Source organism: Actinomadura violacea (assembly GCF_017573465.1).
Lineage (GTDB): Bacteria > Actinomycetota > Actinomycetes > Streptosporangiales > Streptosporangiaceae > Spirillospora > Spirillospora violacea.
Genome location: NZ_JAGEPF010000056.1, coordinates 1 through 22,469 on the forward strand (window position 1 = coordinate 1; position 22,469 = coordinate 22,469).

The 22,469-nt window shown below is 68.7% G+C and carries 24 protein-coding genes; 6 read left to right on the forward strand and 18 right to left on the reverse strand.

All coding sequences use genetic code 11. The features are described 5' to 3' along the window. Positions 1-842: hypothetical protein (locus J4709_RS51300; RefSeq protein WP_208252824.1), on the forward strand; the 842-nt coding region annotated here is incomplete at its 5' end. A 243-nt stretch (positions 843-1,085) separates the two neighbouring features. On the opposite strand, the gene J4709_RS51305 is transcribed toward J4709_RS51300, so the two are convergent. The 16 genes from J4709_RS51305 to J4709_RS51380 all read right to left on the reverse strand — a co-directional run bounded on the left by J4709_RS51305 (position 1,086) and on the right by J4709_RS51380 (position 15,187). Next, on the reverse strand, positions 1,086-1,475 hold the full coding sequence (locus tag J4709_RS51305; protein ID WP_208252825.1) for a hypothetical protein: 390 nt from the start codon (positions 1,473-1,475) through the stop codon (positions 1,086-1,088). A gap of 107 nt (positions 1,476-1,582) precedes the next feature. Next, positions 1,583-2,623: a hypothetical protein gene (locus J4709_RS51310; RefSeq protein WP_208252826.1), complete on the reverse strand. Its 1,041-nt coding sequence runs from the start codon at positions 2,621-2,623 to the stop codon at positions 1,583-1,585. 682 nt (positions 2,624-3,305) lie between these two features. Beyond that, positions 3,306-3,794, reverse strand: a complete 489-nt coding sequence (locus tag J4709_RS51315) for an ATP-binding protein (protein ID WP_232385374.1) — start codon at positions 3,792-3,794, stop codon at positions 3,306-3,308. Between the two features lie 192 nt (positions 3,795-3,986). After that, positions 3,987-4,601 carry a hypothetical protein gene (locus J4709_RS51320; protein ID WP_208252827.1) on the reverse strand — a complete coding sequence of 205 codons (615 nt, stop codon included), beginning with the start codon at positions 4,599-4,601 and terminating at the stop codon, positions 3,987-3,989. A gap of 345 nt (positions 4,602-4,946) precedes the next feature. Beyond that, positions 4,947-7,691, reverse strand: coding sequence for an AfsR/SARP family transcriptional regulator (locus J4709_RS51325; RefSeq protein WP_208252828.1), 2,745 nt, complete (start codon positions 7,689-7,691; stop codon positions 4,947-4,949). Further along, positions 7,688-8,146 carry a pilus assembly protein TadG-related protein gene (locus J4709_RS51330; RefSeq protein WP_208252829.1) on the reverse strand — a complete coding sequence of 153 codons (459 nt, stop codon included), beginning with the start codon at positions 8,144-8,146 and terminating at the stop codon, positions 7,688-7,690. The genes J4709_RS51325 and J4709_RS51330 overlap by 4 nt, the downstream gene beginning before the upstream one ends. Continuing rightward, complete coding sequence (locus J4709_RS51335) at positions 8,143-8,535, reverse strand: TadE/TadG family type IV pilus assembly protein (RefSeq protein WP_208252830.1); 393 nt, start codon at positions 8,533-8,535, stop codon at positions 8,143-8,145. The genes J4709_RS51330 and J4709_RS51335 overlap by 4 nt, the downstream gene beginning before the upstream one ends. Before the next feature lie 59 nt (positions 8,536-8,594). After that, positions 8,595-8,996, reverse strand: coding sequence for a TadE/TadG family type IV pilus assembly protein (locus J4709_RS51340; protein WP_208252831.1), 402 nt, complete (start codon positions 8,994-8,996; stop codon positions 8,595-8,597). Then, positions 8,993-9,220, reverse strand: coding sequence for a hypothetical protein (locus J4709_RS51345; protein ID WP_208252832.1), 228 nt, complete (start codon positions 9,218-9,220; stop codon positions 8,993-8,995). The genes J4709_RS51340 and J4709_RS51345 overlap by 4 nt, the downstream gene beginning before the upstream one ends. A gap of 50 nt (positions 9,221-9,270) precedes the next feature. Beyond that, on the reverse strand, positions 9,271-10,062 hold the full coding sequence (locus J4709_RS51350; RefSeq protein WP_208252833.1) for a type II secretion system F family protein: 792 nt from the start codon (positions 10,060-10,062) through the stop codon (positions 9,271-9,273). Positions 10,063-10,157: 95 nt separating this feature from the next. Then, positions 10,158-10,877 carry a type II secretion system F family protein gene (locus tag J4709_RS51355; protein ID WP_208252834.1) on the reverse strand — a complete coding sequence of 240 codons (720 nt, stop codon included), beginning with the start codon at positions 10,875-10,877 and terminating at the stop codon, positions 10,158-10,160. A 161-nt stretch (positions 10,878-11,038) separates the two neighbouring features. After that, a complete protein-coding gene (locus J4709_RS51360; protein WP_208252835.1) occupies positions 11,039-12,412 on the reverse strand; it encodes a TadA family conjugal transfer-associated ATPase in 1,374 nt (457 codons plus the stop codon). Then, positions 12,409-13,218, reverse strand: coding sequence for a hypothetical protein (locus J4709_RS51365; protein WP_208252836.1), 810 nt, complete (start codon positions 13,216-13,218; stop codon positions 12,409-12,411). The genes J4709_RS51360 and J4709_RS51365 overlap by 4 nt, the downstream gene beginning before the upstream one ends. Before the next feature lie 2 nt (positions 13,219-13,220). Then, positions 13,221-13,925 carry an SAF domain-containing protein gene (locus J4709_RS51370; RefSeq protein ID WP_208252837.1) on the reverse strand — a complete coding sequence of 235 codons (705 nt, stop codon included), beginning with the start codon at positions 13,923-13,925 and terminating at the stop codon, positions 13,221-13,223. An 8-nt stretch (positions 13,926-13,933) separates the two neighbouring features. Next, the gene (locus J4709_RS51375; RefSeq protein ID WP_208252838.1) at positions 13,934-14,620 is read right to left on the reverse strand and encodes a hypothetical protein; all 687 of its coding nucleotides are present in this window, start codon (positions 14,618-14,620) and stop codon (positions 13,934-13,936) included. An 81-nt stretch (positions 14,621-14,701) separates the two neighbouring features. After that, positions 14,702-15,187 (reverse strand): hypothetical protein, encoded by a 486-nt coding sequence (locus J4709_RS51380; RefSeq protein ID WP_208252839.1) that lies wholly within the window; start codon positions 15,185-15,187, stop codon positions 14,702-14,704. A 1,296-nt stretch (positions 15,188-16,483) separates the two neighbouring features. Here J4709_RS51380 and J4709_RS51385 point away from each other — a divergent pair. After that, entirely contained in the window at positions 16,484-16,879 is a 396-nt protein-coding gene (locus tag J4709_RS51385) for a hypothetical protein (RefSeq protein WP_208252840.1), read from the forward strand. 358 nt (positions 16,880-17,237) lie between these two features. Here the strand turns inward: J4709_RS51385 and J4709_RS51390 are convergent, their stop codons facing one another. Further along, on the reverse strand, positions 17,238-17,918 hold the full coding sequence (locus J4709_RS51390; RefSeq protein WP_208252841.1) for a RibD family protein: 681 nt from the start codon (positions 17,916-17,918) through the stop codon (positions 17,238-17,240). Then, positions 17,911-18,798 (reverse strand): SLOG cluster 4 domain-containing protein, encoded by an 888-nt coding sequence (locus tag J4709_RS56060; RefSeq protein ID WP_208252842.1) that lies wholly within the window; start codon positions 18,796-18,798, stop codon positions 17,911-17,913. Before J4709_RS56060 ends, J4709_RS51390 begins: the two co-directional genes overlap by 8 nt. Positions 18,799-19,007: 209 nt before the next feature. On the opposite strand from J4709_RS56060, the gene J4709_RS55320 reads away from it, so the two are divergent. Genes J4709_RS55320 through J4709_RS51410 form a run of 4 tightly spaced genes read left to right on the forward strand, consistent with a single transcriptional unit; the run spans position 19,008 to position 22,090 of the window. Then, positions 19,008-19,130 carry a hypothetical protein gene (locus tag J4709_RS55320; protein ID WP_269757700.1) on the forward strand — a complete coding sequence of 41 codons (123 nt, stop codon included), beginning with the start codon at positions 19,008-19,010 and terminating at the stop codon, positions 19,128-19,130. 8 nt (positions 19,131-19,138) lie between these two features. Next, a complete protein-coding gene (locus J4709_RS51400; RefSeq protein ID WP_232385376.1) occupies positions 19,139-20,326 on the forward strand; it encodes a cupin domain-containing protein in 1,188 nt (395 codons plus the stop codon). After that, positions 20,323-21,231 carry an aldo/keto reductase gene (locus J4709_RS51405; protein WP_208252843.1) on the forward strand — a complete coding sequence of 303 codons (909 nt, stop codon included), beginning with the start codon at positions 20,323-20,325 and terminating at the stop codon, positions 21,229-21,231. The genes J4709_RS51400 and J4709_RS51405 overlap by 4 nt, the downstream gene beginning before the upstream one ends. Next, positions 21,215-22,090, forward strand: a complete 876-nt coding sequence (locus tag J4709_RS51410) for a phosphotransferase (protein ID WP_208252844.1) — start codon at positions 21,215-21,217, stop codon at positions 22,088-22,090. The genes J4709_RS51405 and J4709_RS51410 overlap by 17 nt, the downstream gene beginning before the upstream one ends. Positions 22,091-22,469 lie beyond the last annotated feature (379 nt).

Genomic DNA, 22,469 nt, shown 5'->3' on the forward strand with positions numbered 1-22,469 from the left:
ATGCGCCACTCGACCACCCCGCCGAAATCGCCGAACTCCTGAACGCCTTCAGCGATCTGCGACTCGACAACCAAAAGGTCGCCTTGGCCGCGCGTGCCGCCAACGATGCGCCACTCGACCACCCCGCCGAAATCGCCGAACTCCTGAACGCCTTCAGCGATCTGCGACTCGACAACCAAAAGGTCGCCTTGGCCGCGCGTGCCGCCAACGATGCGCCACTCGACCACCCCGCAGAAGTCGCCGAACTCCTGAACATTATGCGAGCGCTCGGAGCGGCTACCCAGTGCAATATGTTGATGGCGCGTGCTTCAGTTCCTGACGCCCCCATTGGCCCCCCTGGATCGGTAGCGATCCTTCTCGCACTCCTTGCCGATCACGCCCATGCAAAGGCTGCAGCTTTGGCTGATCGTGCTGCTGTTAAAACCTCACTGGATCAGCCAGCAGATGTCGCCATCCTGCTCGAAGTGATGCGAGAGCGAAAACTTACGTCCCAAGCCATAATCTTGGCCAAACGAGCAGTTTGGAACGTCCCGGTCGAGCAGCCGGCACCTATCGCCGACCTTTTGATAGTTCTACAAGAATTTAACTTGCCCATGCAATCGGCAACTCTAGCCGACCGCGCTGTAAGCAAGACAAGCCTTTCCGCCCCGGCTGATGTAGCCAAACTACTTCATGCGCTCAAGCCAATGCCAGCAATGGCATCAACTCTGGCCAGGCGTGCCGCAGCTGATGCGCCAGTCGATCAATCCGAAGGAATAACGATCCTGCTGGAATCCCTTCGCCGCATGAAATTCGATGCGCAAGCTGTCGCTCTAGCTGAACGCACAAGAAGCTTTTTCTAATTGTGCTCGTGCCGAGCAACGCGCACCGGCCACGGCGCGCACGGGGCCGCACCGGCCACGGCGCGCACCGGGGCCGCACCGGCCACGGCGCGCACGGGGCCGCACCGGCCACGGCGCGCACGGGGCCGCACCGGCCACGGCGCGCACGGGGCCGCACCGGCCACGGCGCGCACGGGGCCCGGGTGGCGTTCCGCCTACCCGGGCCCCTTCATGCGTGGTGCGGTGTGTGGTTCGCCTGCCGGTCTACCCGCGCCGGTCGATGCCGCCGCCCATGAGTCGGCAGGCCCGTTCGTCGGCCTCGTCCAAGATGATGATCGGCAGTTCGGTGACGCCGGTCTGCCGGGCCTTGTGGATCCGGTGCCACCCGTCGATCACGATCGGCCGGTCGGGGTGCGGGATCGGCACGGCCAGCAGCGGGCGGGACAGATCCACCGTCGCCGCATGTTCCGCGTCGATCCGGATGATGGCACCGAGCCCGCTGATCTCAGCAACGTTCGCGCCCGTGACGGGGTAGCGGGCGGCCGCCCGTGCGGCGGCCGCGACGTCCCATGCCCACCCGAGCAGGACGAACACCTGGTCGTACGGGTCGTGCGCCGTGTCGCCCGAGGTGCTGTCGACCTGGTCACCGGACATGTAGCGTCTCCTTCGTCATGACAACCTCATTGGCTGGGGACGTGGCCCATAGGGCCCGGTCATGACGGGGCGGACGGGCTACCACCCGTCCGCCCCGCCCTACGGGGTCACGCGGCGTTCGTGCTGTCCCCGTCAGGGCTACCGGCGTCCGTGCCGGTGGTGCTGCCATCCCCGGTGGCGCGGTCGGTGGCGGGGTTGGCCGCGCGGAATCGGCGCGGGCGCTCGCACGTCAGGACCGCCTCACCCCGCCCGACGAGGGTGTCCAGGGCGTTGGCGACGGCGCCGGATGACCGGTCGAGCACCTTGGCGATCTCACCGGGCGTGAATTCCAGGCCGGGGAACGCGTTCAGGTGCCCGGCAACCAGGGGCCGCAGCGGCGACGGCGCGCCACGGTCACCCGCCGCGCGCGGCGTCCGCGTCCCGGTGCCCGTCCGGGCGCCGGTGGTGGTGCGCGTGGTCCGGCGGACGCTACCGGCGTACCGCGCGATGTCCTCCATGCCGCGCGTCACCTGCTCGTCGTCGTCGGCCGCGATCGCGGCGAGGGTCGTGGTGACCGTGCTGAGAAGGTCGGTCAGGATCACGCGGGCGGTTTCGCGCTTCTCGGCCTTCCGCAGTTCGGCGTCGACCCGCGCGCGCCGTTCGGCCTCCTCCTCCTGCGCAAGGCGCAGCGACTCGGCCGCCGCCGCCCGCCGGTCCGCCTCCTCGGCCAGCACCTGCATCGCCGTGGCCAGGGTGTCCGGTGAGATGACGCCCGTTCCGGCGGCGCCCGGCGACGGCGCGGCGTCGGTGGCCGTGTCGTCCGCCGGGGCCGCCGGGGCGGTGTCACCGGCACCGGTGGTGTCCATCGCACCCGTGGTGGCCGTGGGGGCGACTGGCGCCCACACGTCCGGCGTGCGGCCCCGGCCGGTGCCCTCACCGCGCGCCCGGACCGCGCGTCCGGCGTCCGCGAACGCCGTCAGGGCCTTGGTCACCGTCGCGCGGCTGCTGCCAGACGCCACGGCCAGCGCCGACACGGTCGCACCGTCCGGCGCGGCGTTCAGCGCGTCCCACACCGCCCCGGCCGCCCCGTCCGGACGCCCGTCCGCCGTACCATCCGCCGGGGCGGTGGTGGCCGTGTCAGTGGTCGCGGTGGTGTTGGTGTTCGCCATTGTTTCTGCCTCCTGAATGGCGGCCGGTTCGGCGGGACTTTCCCGCCCGGCGTCGTCCGCCATGACGACCATTTCTCGACGTCGCGGCTAATGCAACACGGAGCGCCGACGAATTGTGTCGCCCGAACGGCTGGAGAGGCTTACCTCAGTAAACAACATTTTAATGACCGGGCCGGCTTTGGCGACCTCTGTCGAATCTCGACACAGCCTTCTCATGCCGTTGCGCCACACTCGTGCGTCCCGCTAGCCGCCCGATGGGCGTCGACTCGGTGCGTCGCGCACGTCTCTCATCACTCTCGGCATGCACAGGCAATGACACTGACACCCTTACGGATATTCGGGGGAATAATAAAAGGCGGAGGAGGAGGCCCCATAGGAAAAGAAGTGGAGCTTCAGTGCGAGCGGCCGCACCCCTACACTCTCCCCCTCTGGGGGATATCCGGGCGCACCGACGCCCCACCCTGAACACGCCCTGACCTGTGCAGACGCGACGATGCGAGCCGGGCGACCATAGGCGCACCCCCGATCGCCCCACCGACCAACCCCCCGACTGCCCCACCCTCCGTCGCCCGGTGCACAGGCAAAGGCCCTGTCCGCACCTGGCGAAGGTGCAGACAGGGCCCGAGCGCAGTCCTAGCCTGAAGGTGCGGGACCAGCCTGCTAACCCCAGGCTGGTCTCGCCCTATGCGGCTGGGGCAGCGGGTGTGACCAGCGGCGGGTCATCGTACGGCTTGTCGAGACAGATCAGGTCCGCCCAGACCGTGTGACCCTCGATCGGGCTCCCGTGGACGCCGAGCATCGCGGCCATCTGCGAAACAGCCCGCAGCCCACGCCCGCCCTCGGCCTCGACCGGACCGTTCAGCGGGTCATGCCGCACCGTCGGGTACCCGCCCCCGCCGAGGTCACTGACACCGACGTAGGCCAGGCCGCCGAGCACCAGCTCGACGGTGAACCGACCGCCCTGCTGCCCCGAGCGGGTGTGCCGAACCGCGTTCGTGGACAGCTCCGTCACCACGAACCCCACTTCCGCAGCAATCGAGGTCTCGGCGAACAGGAACATCGCGAACTGCCTCGCCAGCGGGATCTGGTCCACTCGCCCCGGGAAGACGCGGCGCCATGACATCGACGCGCCCATCACCGAGGCCGCGGGTTCGAGGTTGAATCTCACCATTCCCTGATTCCTCCTGACCGGCCGCCGCGCCGCCGTGTCCCATTGACGGCGAATCAGCGCGGCGAACCGGCGACCATCAAGGAACAGCTCGGATCGGCATGTCAAGCCCGACCAGGCATTTTACACGGGCAGGCGCATCTGGCATTTAGTATCCGCCTCTCCTCGCAGGCGCCACGGTTGCGAAAGGAGCCACTACTTCATCTTTTCCCCTGCTTCGCAGGCCTCGATGAAAAGCTCGTCGCCGTTCGGGAAGTCGACGTCCGCGTAGGTGATGAGATGGGTCAGTAGGCTCCGGCAGTCCCCGCCGGCATCGGGGATCTCGTCATCAGTGACGCGCTGCCCCTTAGCGATCTTCTGAACCAGTTGGGTGTAGGTCGTGGTCGCGCCCGTTGTGGTATCAACCAGGACGAACTTCTGTTCTTTGGGGGTGTCTGCAGGCTGGATGGCGTTGTTCTCCTGCTGGCGGCGGGCTTCCAGCCCCTTCTTGCAGGCTTCGATCGCCAGGTCTTCTCCCGCCGGGAACTGTGCACCTTCGAGGCGGCCGGTTGAGATGACTCGCTCGCAGAAGCTGTGCCACTCCGCAGGCTCACCGGCTTCTTCGATGCTCCCCTGCTTGATGTTCTCAACGACTTCACGGTAGGTGGTGGTCGACCCATCGGCGTCCCTGATCAGCACGATGCCATCTTTGGAGGAGCTGGCCGTCGGCTTGGCGGATGCGGCAGAGGGACTCTTCGGATGCTCGGCCCCACCGCAGGCAGTCAGAGCAAACAGGACAGAGGTGACCACGAGGGGCAACATGCGCAGCATGGAGGGATCCTAGAGTGTGCGCAGGTCAGGCATGGAAAGAGGCGGCCGCTCAACGGAACCGAGCAGACCATGCCGGAGGAAGAGCGTCCCGGTACGCCGCATCAGTGCGAGTGGCAGCACCTCGCTGGCTACCCGACCGTGAACCCAGACTGTGAGTTCTACGGCCGAGGCTTCTCAGCACGGTTTTCAATCGCCCCCGATGCGGCCGAGGGGCGGCTTGTGTAAGCGGCTGCGCCTGAATCGCGTACCGGGCGCCCGAGCGACGTCGTACTGAGCGTCCTTTTGTCGGCCAGAGGAACGGGTTCTTCGTCGATGTCGGTCCGGACGGGACTGTCAGTGGCCACTTCACGTCCGCTTCAACGTCTGTGCGGGGAAGTTGGCGAGCTTGCGGCTCTCGTCGCTGGGTTCGGCGTCGATCTCCTCGAGGCGGACAGCGAGGAACCGGTAGGTACGCTGGACAGCGTCCGGGCGGTTCAGGCGGGCTTGCAGTCGCATGATGTGCTGATAGAGCGGTTCGGCGTAGGGGTCGTGGGTGATGGCCTGCTCCAGCGCCGCCAACGCTTGTTGCGGATCGTTCTCCTGGAGGAGCTGGGCGAGGTCTGTACAGGCGTTGCCGATGGCGCGGCGAAGGTGCTCACGGTGGGCTTCGACCCATGCTCCTGAGATGCCGCTGGCGAACTCACCCGTGTAAAGGTCGACGGCGAGCGTCAGCGCCTTAATGCGAGCGGCGTCGTCGGTGGCCTGCCGGGCATCGGCGACGGCGGAGGTCAGTGCCCATAGGTCGACGCCGACCGCGCCGGGGTCCACACGGTAACGACCGTCGCTGTGGATGATGTACATGGTTTGACCACCGGTCGTGGCCCGAAGGACGCTGCGGATATTCGTGACCGCGCTGTTAAATCTCGTGACGGCGCTCTTGGGGTTGAGGTCCGGCCAAAGCTCGGCCGTGGCTGTGTCGCGGGCGACGCCATCCGGATGCAGGGACAGGTAGGCGAGCAGGCTGCGAGCGCTCCGGCGTAGGCCGGTGTTGATGGGGCCGTCTGGGGTGCGCAGGCAAACGTGTCCGAGAACGTCCAGGCGAGCGGGTGGACCACCGGTTTCTCCCGACGGGCGTGGTGGCGGGACGACGGCCGGGACGACGTGCGGTTCCGGGTCCGGCTCTGGATTCGTGTTCGGTGGCGGAGTTAGAACGCCGGGCTCGGTGCCGGTGGCGGTTCGGATGGTCTGCAGCATGCCGGCGGCGTCGTCGGTGGTCAGTTGGAACAGGCGGGAGCCGGTGAACCGTCCGGCATCGGGGCCGTGAGCATTCGTGACGGTCGCGTCGCCGGAGAGTTCCACGCTGGTGCCTGACGGCCAGGCACCGAGGACCAGGACGCCGATGTTGTGGCGGTGGCCGAGTGTGGAGAGGACGTGCACGGCGCCGGCATCCTGCTCGGGGACCGACGCGATCAGCATCACGGTAGGCAGGGGCTCGGCGGGGTCGGCGGCGCGCAGGGAGGGCACGTCAGGTAGGTCAGTCATCGCCAACAGTCGGCCGCGATGCAGGAGTTCGGCTTCCAGGTGGCTGGTCGCCTCGGGTAGGGACGGCGTGATGGTGCAGGCATCGAGCGCCGCAGCCAGGTCGGTGATGTCCTCCCCTGGGAAGAGCGCTTGTGCGTCGGCCCGCGGAATGACGATCTCGGCGCGGTACCGGTGCGCCTTGGCCAGGAGCTCGGTGGTGATGGCCCGGGCCGCCGCGTGGGCACCGTCTCCCGACAGGCCGAGGCTGAGGCCGGCCAGCGGCACGGCGACCGCGTGCCCGTCGCGCACACCTATGACGAGGTGGTTGGGCTCCGCCGCCTCCAGGTCTTCGCGGACGAGTTCGGGGTCGGACGGAAGACGAACGTCACGGTCGGCGTAGGTGGACATGTGGGCTTGGCGGGCCTTGCGGACGGAGTCCGGGATCGGAGGCTCGGTGGCGCGTCCCCACGAGTTCGAGTCGGTGTTGATCGGACGTCGGCGGCGCCTGTGCAAGCGGGTGGCGGCCACGGCGACACTGAGCGCGGCGGCGAGACCGATACCGATCCAGGAGCCGGACGATAGGGAGATCGCCTGCGGTGAATGGTGGTCGTCCTGGTGATCGCCCTGGTGGTGCGGTGTCGACGGTGCTGGGCTGGCGGGCGGCGCCACGACCGGGGCCGGCACCTCCGAGGGCCTCGTCTCGACGGATGATGAGCGCAGGGTCGGCGGCGTTCGGGCGTCACTCGTCTTGCCGTGCTTCGGCGGGGCCGAGGGTCTGGCCGCATGCGGTGTCGTTCGCGGCGGCGAAGACGCGCTCTTCGGGCTTCCGAGCCGTGGAAGCCGGACACGTTGCCCGGGGTGGAGGACGTCAGGGTCGGTGAGAGCGGGGGCTCCATGGGGCTGCTTGATGCCCTGGCTGGCCTTGAAGATCTTGGGGTACTGGGCGCCTGAACCGTAGATGCGGCGGGCGAGATTCCACAGGGTGTCGCCTCGCTTGACGGTGTGCGTCTGCCAAGGATGACCGCCAGTCTCCGGGCCGGGCGGTGCCTCGTTGGCGAGCAGTGGCGTCCATTCGGATGCAGTCGGCTCCGGTTCCGGTGTGGCGTGCCCCGACGACAGGTGACCGGGAGCGTTGGGTTGAGGGTCGGCGGCCGCATGGACGCCGGTCGCGGCGTGGACGTCCGTCGCGGCGGAGGCAGACGTGGCGAGCGACGCGGCGACGCTGAAGGCGAGCGCAGCGGTTGTGATCAGTTCGCGGGTCAATTGCTGCAGCGGCCGGACCGGGCGCGGGAGGAGAGGCGTCTCTCGTCCGACCAGGAAGCTGATCACGTCGGCGCAGACGCTGAGTACGAACACGCACCAGGCTCCCCAGCCGATGAGCCAGAGCGTTGCCAGGAACACGCTGTGGTCGGTGTCCTGCCGCATCAGGACGAGGCGGATCTCCTCCCCGGACGGGATTCTGTCGGGGATGGGAGATCCGTTCATCTTGTACATCGCGACCGGGGACCCGACCAGCAGGAAGCCGAAGACCATGAGGGCGCCGAGCCCGCGCACGAAGTCGGCGAGGCGGCTCGTACCGGTGTAGGTCATGGCTGGTGGGGTCCTTCCACTCCGGTGGTCAGGTTGGCGGTCGCGTCTGCGTCGGCGTGCAGGGTGGAGATCCCGATCAGGGAGAGGAAGCGCGCGGGTCGGGCGATGGCGACGTGCACCTGGATGGTGTGGGTTCCGGTGATGGTCGCGGTGCCGATGTAGCCTCCGGCGCTCAGGTAGGAGCGGGCACCGCGTAGCGCGGCCTGGCGGTCCACGATGAACCGGCCACGCTTGTAGGCACGGTCGAGGTCGACGCGTCCGGCTCCGGCGCGAGCGGCTTCTTGGGCGGCGGTGCCGGCGTCCTGCCGGGCTTCCAGGACCTGCTCGAAGTCGACGACGGCGCCGAAGAACACCACGATGACCAGGGTGATGATGACGGCGAAGACGCTCACGCTTCCGCGGTCGGACTGCGCGAATTCGCAAATGCGTGACCGTGCCGAGGCGATGGCGCTCACCGAGTGGCCCTGTAGGGGTCGATTTGCGACCGGTGGGTCTTGGTAACCGTTCGTGAGCCCGGCATCCAGGTAAGCGCGAGGTCGCTCAGCTTGATCACACATGTCACGCGCGCTGACACCGTCGTCGCCTGCCCGACTGGCCGGTGAAAGCCGGACAGGTCGAGCCGGACGGACGGTGTGCAGTGCAGGCCCCGGTCGTGCAGGGTGCGCATCGCGCTGGCGGTCGCGTCGGTGCGGGCCTGGCCGGTGGTGCGGGCGATGGACGCTTGGCGTGCGGCGTCGGCGGCGGCCTGTGCGACCACCGCGCTGCCGTGCACGACGCGCATCACCAGGAGCAGCCCGGCCAGAAAGATGATGAAGACGGGCGCGAGGATCGCGGTCTCGACCACCGCGTTTCCCGCGTCCCGCGTCCGGTCCGGACGAGCGGGCGCGGCGCTGTTCCTCCCGCTCACGTCGGTCCAGCTGAGGGAGTCGTGAACCGTTCGCGGGCGCCGCGAGCCGTCCTGGACACGGTGATGTTGACGCCCGGCAGCAGCGACGGGGCGCTGCCGGTTACCCGCACGGCGATGGTGTTGGCGCCCGACACGGTGACGGCGGGTGCCTGCAGGACGGGCTCGTCGCGGGCGAAGGACGCCGCGGCGGCGCGGCCGCCAGCGAAGGTGCCTTGGCGAGCGCGGGCGACGCGCAGGCCCTCCTCGGCGGCCGACTGCGCGACATCGCGGGCAACGGAAACCATCACCGCCTGTGTGAGCGCGAGGAACAGCAGCCCTACGGCGGGAAAGGTAATCGCTGTCGCGACGGTGGCCGATCCTCTGTCCCGCTGTCGCCGGTTGATCTTGCGCTGGTTCACGGGCCGGTGGATCCGGGGATCTTGCCGATCCAGCCGTGCACCTTGCTCGAGACGGCCATGTAGACCACGAACGCCAGTCCGGCGAAACCCGCGACGATGATGATCGTCTCGACCACTCCGGATCCCCGGTCGCCACGGTTCCGCACCTCGGCGGCGAGTCGCTGTCCTCGTTCGTGGACGGCGAGCGCGGCGCGCATCACCGCAGCGTTGAGCGTGTTCATCATCCCCCGATGCGTCGTGTGTGGAAGTCCTGGCGTGCTGGGAGTCCAGTTGGTCAGCCGGACGCCAGGAGTTTGGAGAAGAAGGGGAAGCCGACCAGGATCACGAAGCCGAGCATGAGCAGGCTGGTCGGCACCCACATGGCGGTGGTGCGGGAGTTGGCCTCGGCGCGCGCGGAGGCGGAGGCCTCGTGGCGCATGGAGGTGATCTTGGCGACCAGGACGTCGTGCATCTTGGCGCCCTCGCTCCCGGCGATCTCAGCGGTGTGAGCCAGGTCGACCAGGTCGCGGACGCCGATCTCCTCACCGAGCCGGGACAGGGCCCGCCAAGGCTGCTCCTGGCCGTTTCGGGCTCGCGTCAACGCCTCATGGACCCGCTGGAACGGCCATCCCTCGGTGATCTTGGCCGGGTTCTCCAGCGCGGCGTTGAGCGCGGCTCCGGCTTCGCGTTCCAGGACGACGAGTTGCAGATAGGACGTGAAGGCGTACCGGAAGTCGCGGCGGCGCTGACGAGCCTGGGACCGCACGTTCCAGTCCGGGACCAGCCACAGGACCGCGGCCAGGACGAACCCCGCGACGACCGGGAACGTCCACGACGCCGGGCCCCCGGCCAGGGCCACCAGGCCGACAGCGACCGGCGGAACGACCAGCCCGGTAATGAACAGGACGAGCTTGTTGAGCATGAAGCGCCCGACCGGGCGTCCCAGCAGTGCCAAGTCGGCTCGGGGTACGGCGAACGTTCCGGCCGGACGTGCGACGCGCTCGGCCAGCCATCGGCCGAGGCGTTCGCCGGTCTTCAGGTCGTCGGCCGGTGGCGCGGGGAGCAGTGTGGGCTGGATTCGGGCCATAGCGGCGTCCAAGCGCGGAGGCGCCGGCCACACCCCACGGATGAACATGAGGATGCCAGCGGCGCACAAGACCCCGCTAAGGGCGGCGAGAACGATCACGGCTTGGCTCCTGGGATGGCGAAGGTCGGGTCGGTGGTGTGCATGAATCTCGCGCCGGTCGACAGGACGGCGAGGCGCCGCATCCACCACAGGCCGGCGCCGTAGATGGCCGCGACCACGGCGAGCACCGTCTGTCCGAGCGCGGTGCCGTAGGGGGCGGCGAGTGTCTGGGACGAGGCGAACAGCACGCTCAGGGCCATGACCGAGCCCACGATGACGATCAGCGTCGTGCGCAGACCGGCTCGTTCGGCCTCGACATCCCGGCGGACGATGACCTCCTGCTCGACGGCGTCGGCCAGCAGCCGCAACGCCTCGCGCGTCCCCGGACCGCGACGGCGGGCGGCCAGCACCAGCGCGCAGGCGATCAGATCGGCGATCGGGTCGTCCAGCTCGTCGGCGAACGCCCGCAGCGACTGCTCGGGATTGGCGTGATTGTTCAGTCTCCTGGCCAGCACGGTCACCGGCCCGCGGATCGCCTCGGGCGCAATACGGGCGCTGTCGGCCAGCGCCTGCTCCAAGCCCCGGCTGGCGCCGATCATCTCCGCCAGCCGCCGCGACCACTGCGCCAACGCGTCCAGCCGCGCGATCCGGCGCTGCGGCCCACGTCCCGACAGCATCGGCGGCACCGCGTACACCCCGGCCCCAGCGGCAACGGCCGCGACCGGCCACCCCGACAGCAGGAACACCGCCAGGGCCGCCACAACACCGGCGACCAACCGGTTACGGCGCCCCGGCCACTGAGGCGAGCGCACGAACGCCTGCAACCGCGATGGCGGACGCACCCGGCGTTCCGCGTCATCGGTTCCCCGCGGACCGGACACGAGCAGGAGAACGGCCCCGGCGAAGCACAGGCCGACGAGGGCGGCGAGCATGGTCATCACAGCCAGCCCCGCATCTCGGAACCGGACTGCAGCGACTCGGGATCGAGTCCCTGCTTCACCAGGTCATCGAGGAGGGCTGCACTGATGTGTCCGCCCGCCGGAGTGGCGCGTCCATCGGCGCCGGGACTGAAGACCAGGTTGCGGGTCGGTTCCACCGAGTCCGCCGGTGGCCCGATCTCCATCACGTGCGAGACGAACCGTTCGTTGCTTGCCTGGTCGCGCCGCAGGTAGACGATCAGCGGCTCGGCCAGCCCGAACATCAGGTGCACGTCATCGGCACCCAGGCCGAGGTCGGCGCGGCGACCGAGCTGGACGACGCGGCTGAACACATGCTCCGGCCGGTGAACGTGGAGCGTGCACATCGAACCGCGCGCCCCGGAGTACATCACCTCCAGCATCGGAGCCAGCTCCCCGTGCCGCGCCTCGCCCACGATCACCCGATCGGGATTCAGCCGCAGGCAGGCCGGCACCAGGTCCTGCAGACGTACCTCGCCGGCGCCTTCGGCGTTCGCCTGGCGGGCCTCCATGGCGACGACGTCGTGGTGCCGGTGCGCCAGGCGCGGGTCGTCCAGGAACAGCTCGAAGTCGCTCTCCAACGTGATGATCCGCTCCTCGGGTGGGATCTCGTTGGCCAGCGCGCGAACGAGGGTGGTCTTGCCGGTGTTGACCTCCCCGCAGACGATGATGTTGCGGCGCGCCCGGATCGCGGCGCGCAGGAACTGCTCCAGGGGTTCGGTCAGGGTGCCCAGGCGGGTGAGCTGCGGGAGCGTGACGTCCACCAGTCGGTGCACGCGGATCGCCAGGTGCGGATGCCGAGACACCCAGCCCACCACCGCGAGCCGCACGCCATCGGCGAGCGCGACGTCCAGCAGCGGCGACGCGTGGGAGAACTCCCGCCCGGTGTTCCCGCGCCGCGCCAACAGCTGGACCCATTCGATGAGCTCTTCGTCGGTGTCCGCGACCGGCGGTCCCGGCTTCTTGGCGCCGTCGGTGAAGGTGACCCAGGTCTGCCGACAGCCGTTGACGACGATGTTCTCCACATCGGAACGCTCCAGGTACGGCTGCAACGGCCCGAGCCCGAACCGGCGATCGAACACCCGCCGCGCAACCTCACCCAACACTTCGGCCGACGTCACGCGGCCCGTCTCCAACTGGCCTTGCGCCCACGCCTGCACCTGCGCGTCGATCAGATGCCGGGCACGTTCTGGGTCAACGCCATCGACCAGGACGTCCGCGAGCTGCCTCGACACCTCACGGGCCGCCGCTGGCAGGTCCGCGTCGCCCGCCCCGGCCGACGGCGCCTCCAGGGTGGCGCCGGTCGCCCGGTGCGATCCCTCCGGCCCGGCGAACGCCCAGCCGGGCGCGCTCACCGGTCACCCCCACCCGCTGCGACGGCACCCGATAGGACCTCCTCGTCCGCCCGTCCACTATTTGTGGACGCGGAAGAACTGGTCGCACGGAGCCGCCGACCAAGACAGGTGAACGACCGAAGCAGCAGCGAGGTTCGGAAGGTTCTCCGGGGACGAGCCCCGTCCGAAAGGACGCGGGCATCGGCCGGCGCCCACGGCAACTCCGCCAGCACCGGCGCGCCCAGGGCCCGTTCGACCTCCGCCGCGCCGTACGGACCATCCGCGACCAGGCACAGGCCGACGGTCGTACGTTCACCCACCAGCCCCGTCAGGGCATCGAGGCGCGGCCTGACCGCGTCGACCTGCGCGAGCGTCGGTCTCAACACCATGATCACGGTGTCCGCCGCCCGCAGCAGGTCATTCGGTGTGTCCCGGCCGCCAATGCGTCCGAGATCGGCGATCACATCGCCGCGCCGCGCGACCAGGGCCTCGGACAACCGACCCCACAGCGGCCCCAGACGCACCCCGTGCCGGGGATCACGAACGCCGTGCAGCAGTTCCAACGGCTTCTCACCGGGGACGGACACCACGTAGTCCTCCAGCGGCAGCCGAGCGTGCGGGCCGGACTCGGCCACCATCGACAGACCGAGCAAGCCCGGCCCCGCCGACTCGCTGAGCCGGTCGGCCGCGTAGCCCGGGAGCACACGTCGTCCCATCGGATCGCATTCGGCCAGCAGCACCGGGCTCGGCCAGGTCAACGCCACCCCCAGCGCGGTAGTCGTCGCACCCGGCGCCCCGCCCGGCGAGACCATGCAGTACAGCGCCATGTTCAGCCCAGCCTCTCCGTCACGACGAGAGCGACCATCCCGGCGGCCGCCTGCCGCGCGACCGTGCTGCTGTCGGCGTCGGGCACCATCAACGACACCGTCGTCGCGCCCTCGGAGTCCGGCCCCTCCGCCTCGTCCACCACCGCGGCGACATCCCGCAGCGCAGAGGCACGGGCCTGCGAAGCACCGGCCGTAGCGCCCTCGCCCTGGTCGCCGGAGGTGAACACCACCCGGACCCTCCAGCCCGGCGCCAGCCCAGGCGGCATCGCACCGGGCTTCAAGCGCGCGGCCACCAGCGTCTGTCCATCCGGAGGGTACGGCTGCGCCGTCAGTTGCGACGCGCTCAGCAGCATCCCCTTCCGCAACGCGACGGCGGCGCGCTGCCCGACGACCTGCTTCAACTGGCGCCCCGGAATCACAGTCACTCCGGGGCCCACCGCGACCTCGGCGCTATCGAGATCCGCTTGCGTGAACTTGTGCCCCACCGCGACGTCCCGCGCGATCATCACCACGGGCACCCGCTCGTCGGAGGAGCGGTACAGAAACACGCTGACCGCCGCCGCCACGATTACCAGGACGGCCGCCCCCGCGACGTTCCCCGGACGCCGCTGTCGCGGCAACCGTTTGAGCGGCGCCGGACCAGCACCGCCCATGGCCGCGGATGTGGAAGCGGTAGGCCCCAGCCCCATCCGGCCGTTCGTCTTCATATCGCTCCTCATCCGTAAAGCGCCTGCGCCTCGGCCACCCGCAACCGGAAACTCGTCGACCGGCTCAACGGTGGAAGCGCACCACCAGACCCATCCGAACCCCGCCACGTACCGCCCCACATCACCGTCACTCGCACCCGGTACGCATGACCGGGCTGATGAAGCGAAGACCGGCCGAACGTGTACGAGCAATCCGTATGCTGTGCCGCGGCCGGCCGCGCCTTGTCATAGGCAGCGCCAGGACCCACGCATCGAACGACCGGCTCGCCAGGACCCGGCGCGATCGTCATGCTCTGCGGTCGAGCGGTGACCTCGACCCACACGCTGCGAGCCGTGACGCGATCGTTCAGCGGACGCCAGTTGGTCACCCAGAACCATTCCGGCAGCCCCACCAGCCCGTCGCTCCGGCGAGGCGGCGCCGTCCGCACCACCGGTGCCGGAATCGGCATACTCGCCCACTTGGTCAACGCCAACTTCGCCGGCGAGACCTTGGGCGCCTTGCCGCCCTCATGCACCGGCGAGCAGACCACCTGCACGTACTGGCTCAACTCCTGGCAATCACGCGGCCTCGCCTCCTGCGAGACGCTGGCGCGGCCGCCCTTCGGCGCAGCGGCAGGAGCTCGCCCACCGCTCGCCGGTGCCCCATCGTCCTGGGCGCCGTAGTAGTAGCTGAACGAGTTGGCGTTCGGTGGCATCGGATCCAGCGGCGGAGGCGCAGCGACCGCGCAGGACACGAGCAGACCGACTCCGAGCACGGGTGAAGCAACGTGCACCCGTCAGCACCCTTCACCGATCGTGATGGATTTGCTGACCCGCCACTGCCCGTCAGCGGCCTTGACCAGCAGGGCCTTTATGTTCCCCTGCCGCACACCGCGGTTGAGCTTCTTACCCGTCTGCGAGTTCATAAGCCCCGAGTTGCGGGAATCCTGACAGTCATAGACTGTGGCGCCACTCGCGGTCAGTTGAACGCTCTTCACGTCGACGATGATGTGACCGTAAGTCGCGATGTGATGGCTCTTCATCGTGTCGATGCGTTGGAGCACCCGCGAGAGTTGAGGATCGGCCATAACGGTCGCGAGTTGCTTCCTACGAGATTCCGCGGGCAGAGAATCCGCCCGCTCCAGCATCGCGACGAAATTCGCATAAGCCGCAGCCGCGGCCTTCTCGTCCCCCGCCGTGGACGACGAAGGCAAGGGCGCACTGCCAGGCGCCGAAGGCAAGGCGACCGCCTCCGGCGTACTACTACATGCGGAGAGGGCCAAGGCGGCACCAGCGAGGCTTAGCCAGTGGATCCCAACAGCTACCCGCCGACCAATACTCGCCAAGTCTCCACCCTCACATGCTCGATCAAATGCTTCGCGCCACAGGTGCCGCGATTGGGACGTTGAGTGATCGTAGAGCAGGCGAAGCGACTCGTCTTCCCAACACAAAACCAAGGAAGGTAGATCTATCCACAACCGAAAGGCGGTAAATCTGCTCATGCAAGCGATTGAGTTCAAGCGAGCGCACACCAGGCTATCCGGGCGCAACGCGCAAATCACAGAACTTGACCAGAGGAGCACTCCGGGTCGAATACTGAACTTCTCAACGTGCGTCACGCCGCCAGACCTGGAAGGCGCCAGAGTCAAACCACAACCACGGACGGCGAGTCACACGGCGGCCAATCCGCCGCTCCTGGTAGCCACAAGGCATGCCGTCCCCAGCCCCTGAAGCAGGCCCGCCCCTGGAACCGCACGAGCCTTGGCGCGTTGCCCCTCGCCGGCGACGTCACCAGCGCCAGCACCGCCGCAGATGGCTGGTTTCCGTGGTCACCGGCGTACTGGCCTCCTCTGCGGCAGCCCTCGCCTTGACTCTCGCCGGGCAGTCTCACACGACGCCGTCACCCACCAGCGACGACATCGCAACCGGCGCGATCAAGCGCCCGCAGCCGAGTTCATCGGCAGACCCCGCACGCCCGGCGCCCTCCCCGCCGCGCCACCAAGAACTGAGCCACGAGGCCCGGCGGCGCCCACGGCTCGATCCGTCCCCCAGCGCCTTCACGGCACAGACCCCAACGTCGACCCGCCGCAACGCCGCAAATCTGCGACGAGAAACGGGGAAACCCCGGCACGGAACCCACCGCCAACCCCACGCCCGACCCCGGCCCCGGCCCCGGCCCCGGCCCCGGCATCACAAGGCAGCCCACAGCCGTAAGCCGCCGGCCTGGGTCGGTCGCGAGTGCCACCGCCGCTTCCCGCACGATCGCACCCGTCAGGCCGCCTGCATCTCGGCCCTCCACAGCTACTTCAGCAGATAACGCGCCACGAAGCCGCGGTCATAACACAAGGCACCGTCCATGCGTACGGGAAGCTTGGCGCGTATGCGTCGTTGGCGAGGCACGTCCCCGCTGTCCTGAATGCCACATCCGCGACATCCAGAGCGTGCGGTCGTCGACGCCGTGATGTCCGAAGCCGTCTGCACGCGGCTCGCGGCCACCGCCCGTCCGCCGGATCCCGCCCCAGCACTCCCCAGGGCAGCTGGTCTATCGCCGCCCGCCTCCGTCTGCGATCATCCCCGGGGTGAAGTACGCATATCTGCTTGTCCTAGTGCTGTCGCTGGCCGCCTGCTCGACCGGCGGAGAGAAGCAGCTCGCCTCCGACTGCGCCAAGATCAACGCGCTGATCAACAAGCCGATCACGGTCGACTTCGACGAGGCCACCTTCGCCGCCCAAGTGCGAGCATTGCAGCCGGCTGTGGACGATAAGCGCCTGGACGAGCAGCTGGGCATCGTGGCCGACCACTGGGACCTCGTCGCGCGCAGGAAGGGTGTCACCCTGACCGCCGAGGACCTGCAGAAGTCGATGGACGAGGGCGACCGCGCCATCAAGGCCAACGACGAGATCACGCGGATCTGCAAGAAGGTCGGCCCTTGGAATGTCAACCGCCGCCCCACGTCCTCGTCGTCCTCCGGGTAGCCGTGACCGCACAACGAGTGGGTTCAGGCGTTCCCCAAGGTCCCCGGCCAGAGCGCAGGCCGAATTCGGCGTCACCGGTCGCCCTCACCTCCTCGATCGTCCAGGCGGCGATCTCTCTATGGAGGGCGAGGATGCCGATCGGCACCTGACGATGCTCTCTGGGCGCTGCGGCATGATCTGGCGCCCCTTGTTGGCCGCGCTAGTGAAGACCTCGATCGATACCAGGACCGGGTGGGTGGATTCACTCGACCAGACCCACGCCTCGGGCGGGTTGGTCCTGCCGCTTCCCGACGAGGTCGCCTTGCGGCCGGACTGCATGGGACAGTGCCGCTCTGGATCGTCTCGACAGCCTTGGCGGTCAGGAGCGGGTGAGGAGGTAGCGGGCGAGGATGACGTCGCCGATGGGGCGGACCTCGTCGAGCGTCATCCGGTTGCCGGGGTGGTGCGGGAACTCGCCCGTTCGGACGAAGCGGGGAGCGTCGGAGTCGCCGACGAAGAACGGGGCGATCACGAGCTGAAGCTCGTCGGCTAGTCCGGCGGTGAGGAACTGGGTGTGGACGGTGCCGCCGCCTTCGACCATCAACCGCTGCACACCTCGGCCGGCGAGGTCGGCGAGCACGGTGTTGAGGTCGACGGAGTCACCGGCGTCCACGACGGTGGCGACGTCGCCGAGACGGTCACGGCACTTGTCGAGCGCGGCGCTTGAGCAGTACACGATCTTCTCGACGTCGCCGGCTGCAAAGAACTTGGCGTCGGGATCGAGGTCACCGCGGGCGGTGAAGGTGACCTTGATGGGGCTCTCGGGCAAGCCACGCGCAATGCGGGCCTTGCGGCGCTCCTCGGTCCGGACGAGCAGGCGCGGGTTGTCTCGGCGGATGGTGTTGGCGCCGACGAGGATGGCGTCACAGCCCGCCCGGACGTCGTCGACGCGGTCGAAGTCCTCGTCGTTGGACAGCAGGAGCCGGTCGTCAGTGGTGTCGTCGATGTAGCCGTCGACCGAGGCCGCGCAAGACAGCAGCACGTAGGGGCGTTCAGTCATTCGGTGCTCCAAGGTCGTTGTTGATCAGATGCTCGACGATACGGACGAAGTCCTCGCCCGGGTCGGCGCAGGCGTTGAGGGCGGCGAACTGTTCATCATCCAGCGAGACGCGGAGCCGATGGTCGCGGGCCGCCTGGTGGTAGAAGCGGCGGGCGGTGCCTCCGCTGGCCGGTAGGGCGATGATCGGCTTGCCCATCGACAGAGCGAGGTCGACCTCCGCCTGTGTGCCAGCCCCGCCACCGATGACGATGACGAACTCCGCGTCCTGGATGACGTTGCGGTGACCGAACAGCCCGATGGCCAGGGCGATGTCGGGAGGACGGTACTGGTCGGCAATGTAGGTCATGACCTCGATGCCCACGCCGACCGGGCCATGGCTGACCTTGTAGTTCCGGCTCATGACCAGGCGGGCCAGGCACCGGACGGCGGCGTCAATCACGCTGGCGTCGGTGTCGGGGGCTCTGCTGCCGCAGATGGCCACGCGCACCGGTGTCGACGCCGTCGCCGCATCATCGGCGTCACGCCCGGCCGCACGTTGACGGGGTACGGCTGGCGTCGGATTCAGCGGGAAAGAACCGGCCGGGGCGAGGCCGAGCAGAAGACGCGCCTGATCGGGGATCTGCAGGCCGTCGGCGATACGGGTGAGTACCTCGATGTCGGACACTCGCCCCTGACGGGCACCGCGCACCCAGTTAGAGATGTCGGAACGATCATGCTGGGTGAGTAACGCCAACTGGGTCTGGGTGCAGTCGGCGAACTGCCCCAGGAACAGCCGGAACAGTTGACCGACGTCCCGGCTGGTAAGGGCCTGCGCAACGTCCTCGCGACACCAGAATCCCACGGGGACCGCTCCGGGATCGAAGGTTCTGCGCCTGGTCACGTCGCTATTCGTCCTTGACTCGCCGAAAGCCCCCTGTCAGAGGTTATCGGCGCACAGCCCGCGCGCAACGGGGATCGGCGAGACGCGTCCGTGGGCCCCTTCCACGGGAACAGCCCACGGCCTCGGTCACTGTTCGATCCGCGCCGGCCGCCACAAGCTAAGGCCCGACAGCACCGCCGACGAGGGGCGGGGCGGGAAGGAGAGTTCCAGTGGACAGCGAGAAGACCGGCGGCCTGGTGGTGGCGGTGGAGAGGATCGTCGCGGCGCGCGGCCGTGCCAGCCAGCCGTCCGACGGCGGGGGTTCCGGCAAGTCCGACCTCAACGACGGCTGACCACGATCATGATCGACCTGATCGTCGAGGTCCTGGGCGGGGATCGGTTCCTCGCCCAGGACCTGGGCCGCACCCACCGCGTCTACCCCGCCTCGCCCGCCGCCCGGGACCGGTTCGCCGGTCTGCTGGCCTGGCCGGCGATGAACCGGCTCCTGGACACCCACCGGCTGGAACCGCCGCGTCTGCGCCTGTCTGCCGACGGCGCGACCATCCCGACGTCGGAGTACTGCCAGCGCCGGACGTACCGGCGCATGCCCCCTTGGGACGCACCGCAGCCGCATCTCGTCGCCCAGCAACTCCGCGACGGCGCGACGCTGGTCCTGGACGCGATCGAGGAGATGCACCCGCCGATCGGCGCGATGGTGAATGCCCTCGAACGCCACCTTCGTACATGCGTACAGGTCAACGCCTACGCGTCGTGGACGGCGAAGGAAGGCTTCGGCATCCACTGGGACGACCACGACGTCATCGTCCTCCAGGTATCCGGCGCCAAACGATGGCGGATCTACGGCCCCACCCGGCCCGCCCCGCTGTATCGAGACGTCGAGTTCGACGACACACCACCCGAGCACCCGATCGACGAGTTCACCCTCCAGGCCGGGGACGCCCTGCACGTCCCGCGCGGCTGGTGGCACGCGGCCGCCGCGTCCACCGGACAACCCTCGCTCCATCTGACCTGCGGCCTGGCCACGCACACCGGCGTCGACCTGCTGTCCTGGCTGGTGGACGACCTACGCGCGCAACCATCCGCCCGTTCCGACATCCCCCATCTGGCCGACCAGGACACCCAGAGGGCCTGGCGCCACGAGATGAGCAAGCTCTTGGCTGAACGCCTCAACGACCCGGCGGTGATCGATACCTACCTGACCGCGCGCGATACCGCCTACGGGGTGCGCGGCGGCTTCTCGTTGCCGCACGCGGTGCACGAGCGTCTCCCGGACGACGCCGACCTCCCCGTCCGGCTCGTAGCGCCCCGGGCCGTCCTGCGCAGCGCCGAGCAGACCGTGACCTTGGAAGCCGCCGGCCAACGCTGGACATTCACCCGCCAGGCCGCCCCGCTCGTGGAGGCGCTCGTCTCCGGACGGTCGACCACTCTCGGCGTTCTGGCCCGGGGGGCAAACGTCACCACCGACCAGGCCGTCGAGTTGCTCGACCAGTTGTTGCGCAGCGGGATCATCGCCGTCGGGGAGGCATGATGGCGGAGCTCGGCCTGGGCACCTACCGATGCCGCGACGTGACCACCGCCGCCCGCGCCGCTATTGCGGCGGGAGTCACCGTCATCGACACCGCCCCTGTCTATGCCCATGGCAACGCACACGACCAATTGGCCGACCTGCTGCTCAAACACCCTGGCGTGCGCATCTCCACCAAGGCCGGCCACATGACCCGGCGCCAAGCCCGGGCCGCTCAACAGGCGGGCCTCATCACGCCCAAGGAGGCCGCCCGCTGCCACTGCATCGCCCCCGCCTACCTTCGGCACCGCATCACAACCAACATCGCCGAGATAGGCCGCGACCGCCTCGACCTGCTGTACCTACACAACCCAGAACACGACGCTCACGGCGACCGAGACCGACTGCTCAAGCAGATCACCCAAGCGTTCACGACCTTCGAGGAAGCCGCACACCAAGACGACATCACCGGCTACGGCATCGCCACCTGGAGCGGCTTCACCAGCGGCGCATTCACGACCCAAGACATCATCACCGCGGCACAACGAGCAGCCGGAAGCACACGAACCCACCTGCAGGCGATCCAACTACCCGTCAGCCTTATCGAACTCACGTCCGTTGCCAAAGCCCTCCACGGCGTCGGGCCCATCGCAGAGGCCGCCGAAGCCGGTCTGGAGGTCTGGGCATCCGCCCCTCTGAACGGCGGCGAACTCGCCAACCTGCTCACACCCGACCTGGCCGAGTTCATCAACGCAGGCTTCTCACACGTCGCCGCAGCGCTCGCGGTAGTGGCCTCCACGCCCGGGATCACGGGCGCCCTGCTGTCCGCCTCGACTACGGCACACTGGCATGAAGCATTGAGAGCCTTCCAGGGGCCAGCCATCCCGCCCACACATCTCCAGGAAATCTGCCGTGTTCTCCGAACCTGACGACCCCGACATCCGCGAACGGATGCACGCTGCCTTCGCCGACGGGACGCGCCAACTCGGCACTACGCCCGCAGACGGCACCATCGAAGCATGGGGCCACGGTGGAAGGACCCTCGGCGCACCCGTCACGACCTCCCATGGAAGCGCCTGGCTCCGCGTCCTAGAGGCACCAGAAGGCAAGGCAGGCGGGAAACTCTGGACCGGCACTCAGGAAGCCGCCGCCACCCTGCCAACCGAGCTCCCTCGCCCCCGGCTACTGAACTCGACAGACTGGGCCCGCGAGGGGTACGCCTACCGAGCCGAGCTCAGCACCTACATAGCGGCGCCCGTCTGCTCCCCGAGCCCGGACCTCACCGAACACATCACCCTGCCGGACGCATGGTGGGCCCGGCTGCAGCGAGCCACCAGTGCGGTCGCGACTACCCCGGCCCCGCACAACCGCCCACGCGTCATCACCCAGGACTACATACACCGCACCATCCCGCGCTACCTCGGCAACGTCGGCATCGACACCACCGTCCGCCGCTGGACCCTCGCCCACGGCGACCTCCACTGGGCCAACCTCACCAGCCCAGAACTGACCATCCTCGACTGGGAAGGCTTCGGCCCCGCCCCCCACGGATTCGACGCCGCCCACCTCTACGCCTACACACTCCTCGTCCCAGAACTGGCGGCCCATGTCCGAGCCACCTTCGCTGGGGCCCTGGCAACGCTCGAAGGCCGACTCGCCGAATTCACGGTCGCAGCAGTCCTCCTGCAAGCCGCCGACCGCGACCCCATCCACGCCCGCCTCGCCCCGCGCATCCGAGAACATGCGCAGAGCCTGTTGGACCCGCAGCGCTACCCACAATTCTCCTGAGCCGCCCTTAGTATGTGCCACAAATCACCGGCGGCAGATTCGCCACTCCTGATGCCCCCAAGGCGCCGTCCTCAGCCTCTCGGGGGCGCTCACCTCTCGAACCCTTCGAGCCTGGCTCTTTGGTCCTCGCCACCGACGTCCACACCGCCAACGACGCTATAGATAGCTGCTTCCCGTGGTGGCCGGCGCGTTGCTCTCCTTTGCAGCACCCATCGTCCTCACACTCGGCGGAGCCCCCCACAAAAGGACGTCTCCTCACAGGCCGCGACATGGCAACCACGCGATCAAGCCCCCGCAGCCGAGGCCATCAACGGGTGGAGCCGCACACACCCCGCCTTATCCGTGACACCGTCAGCCACCGGCCCAGGAGACCGAAGGC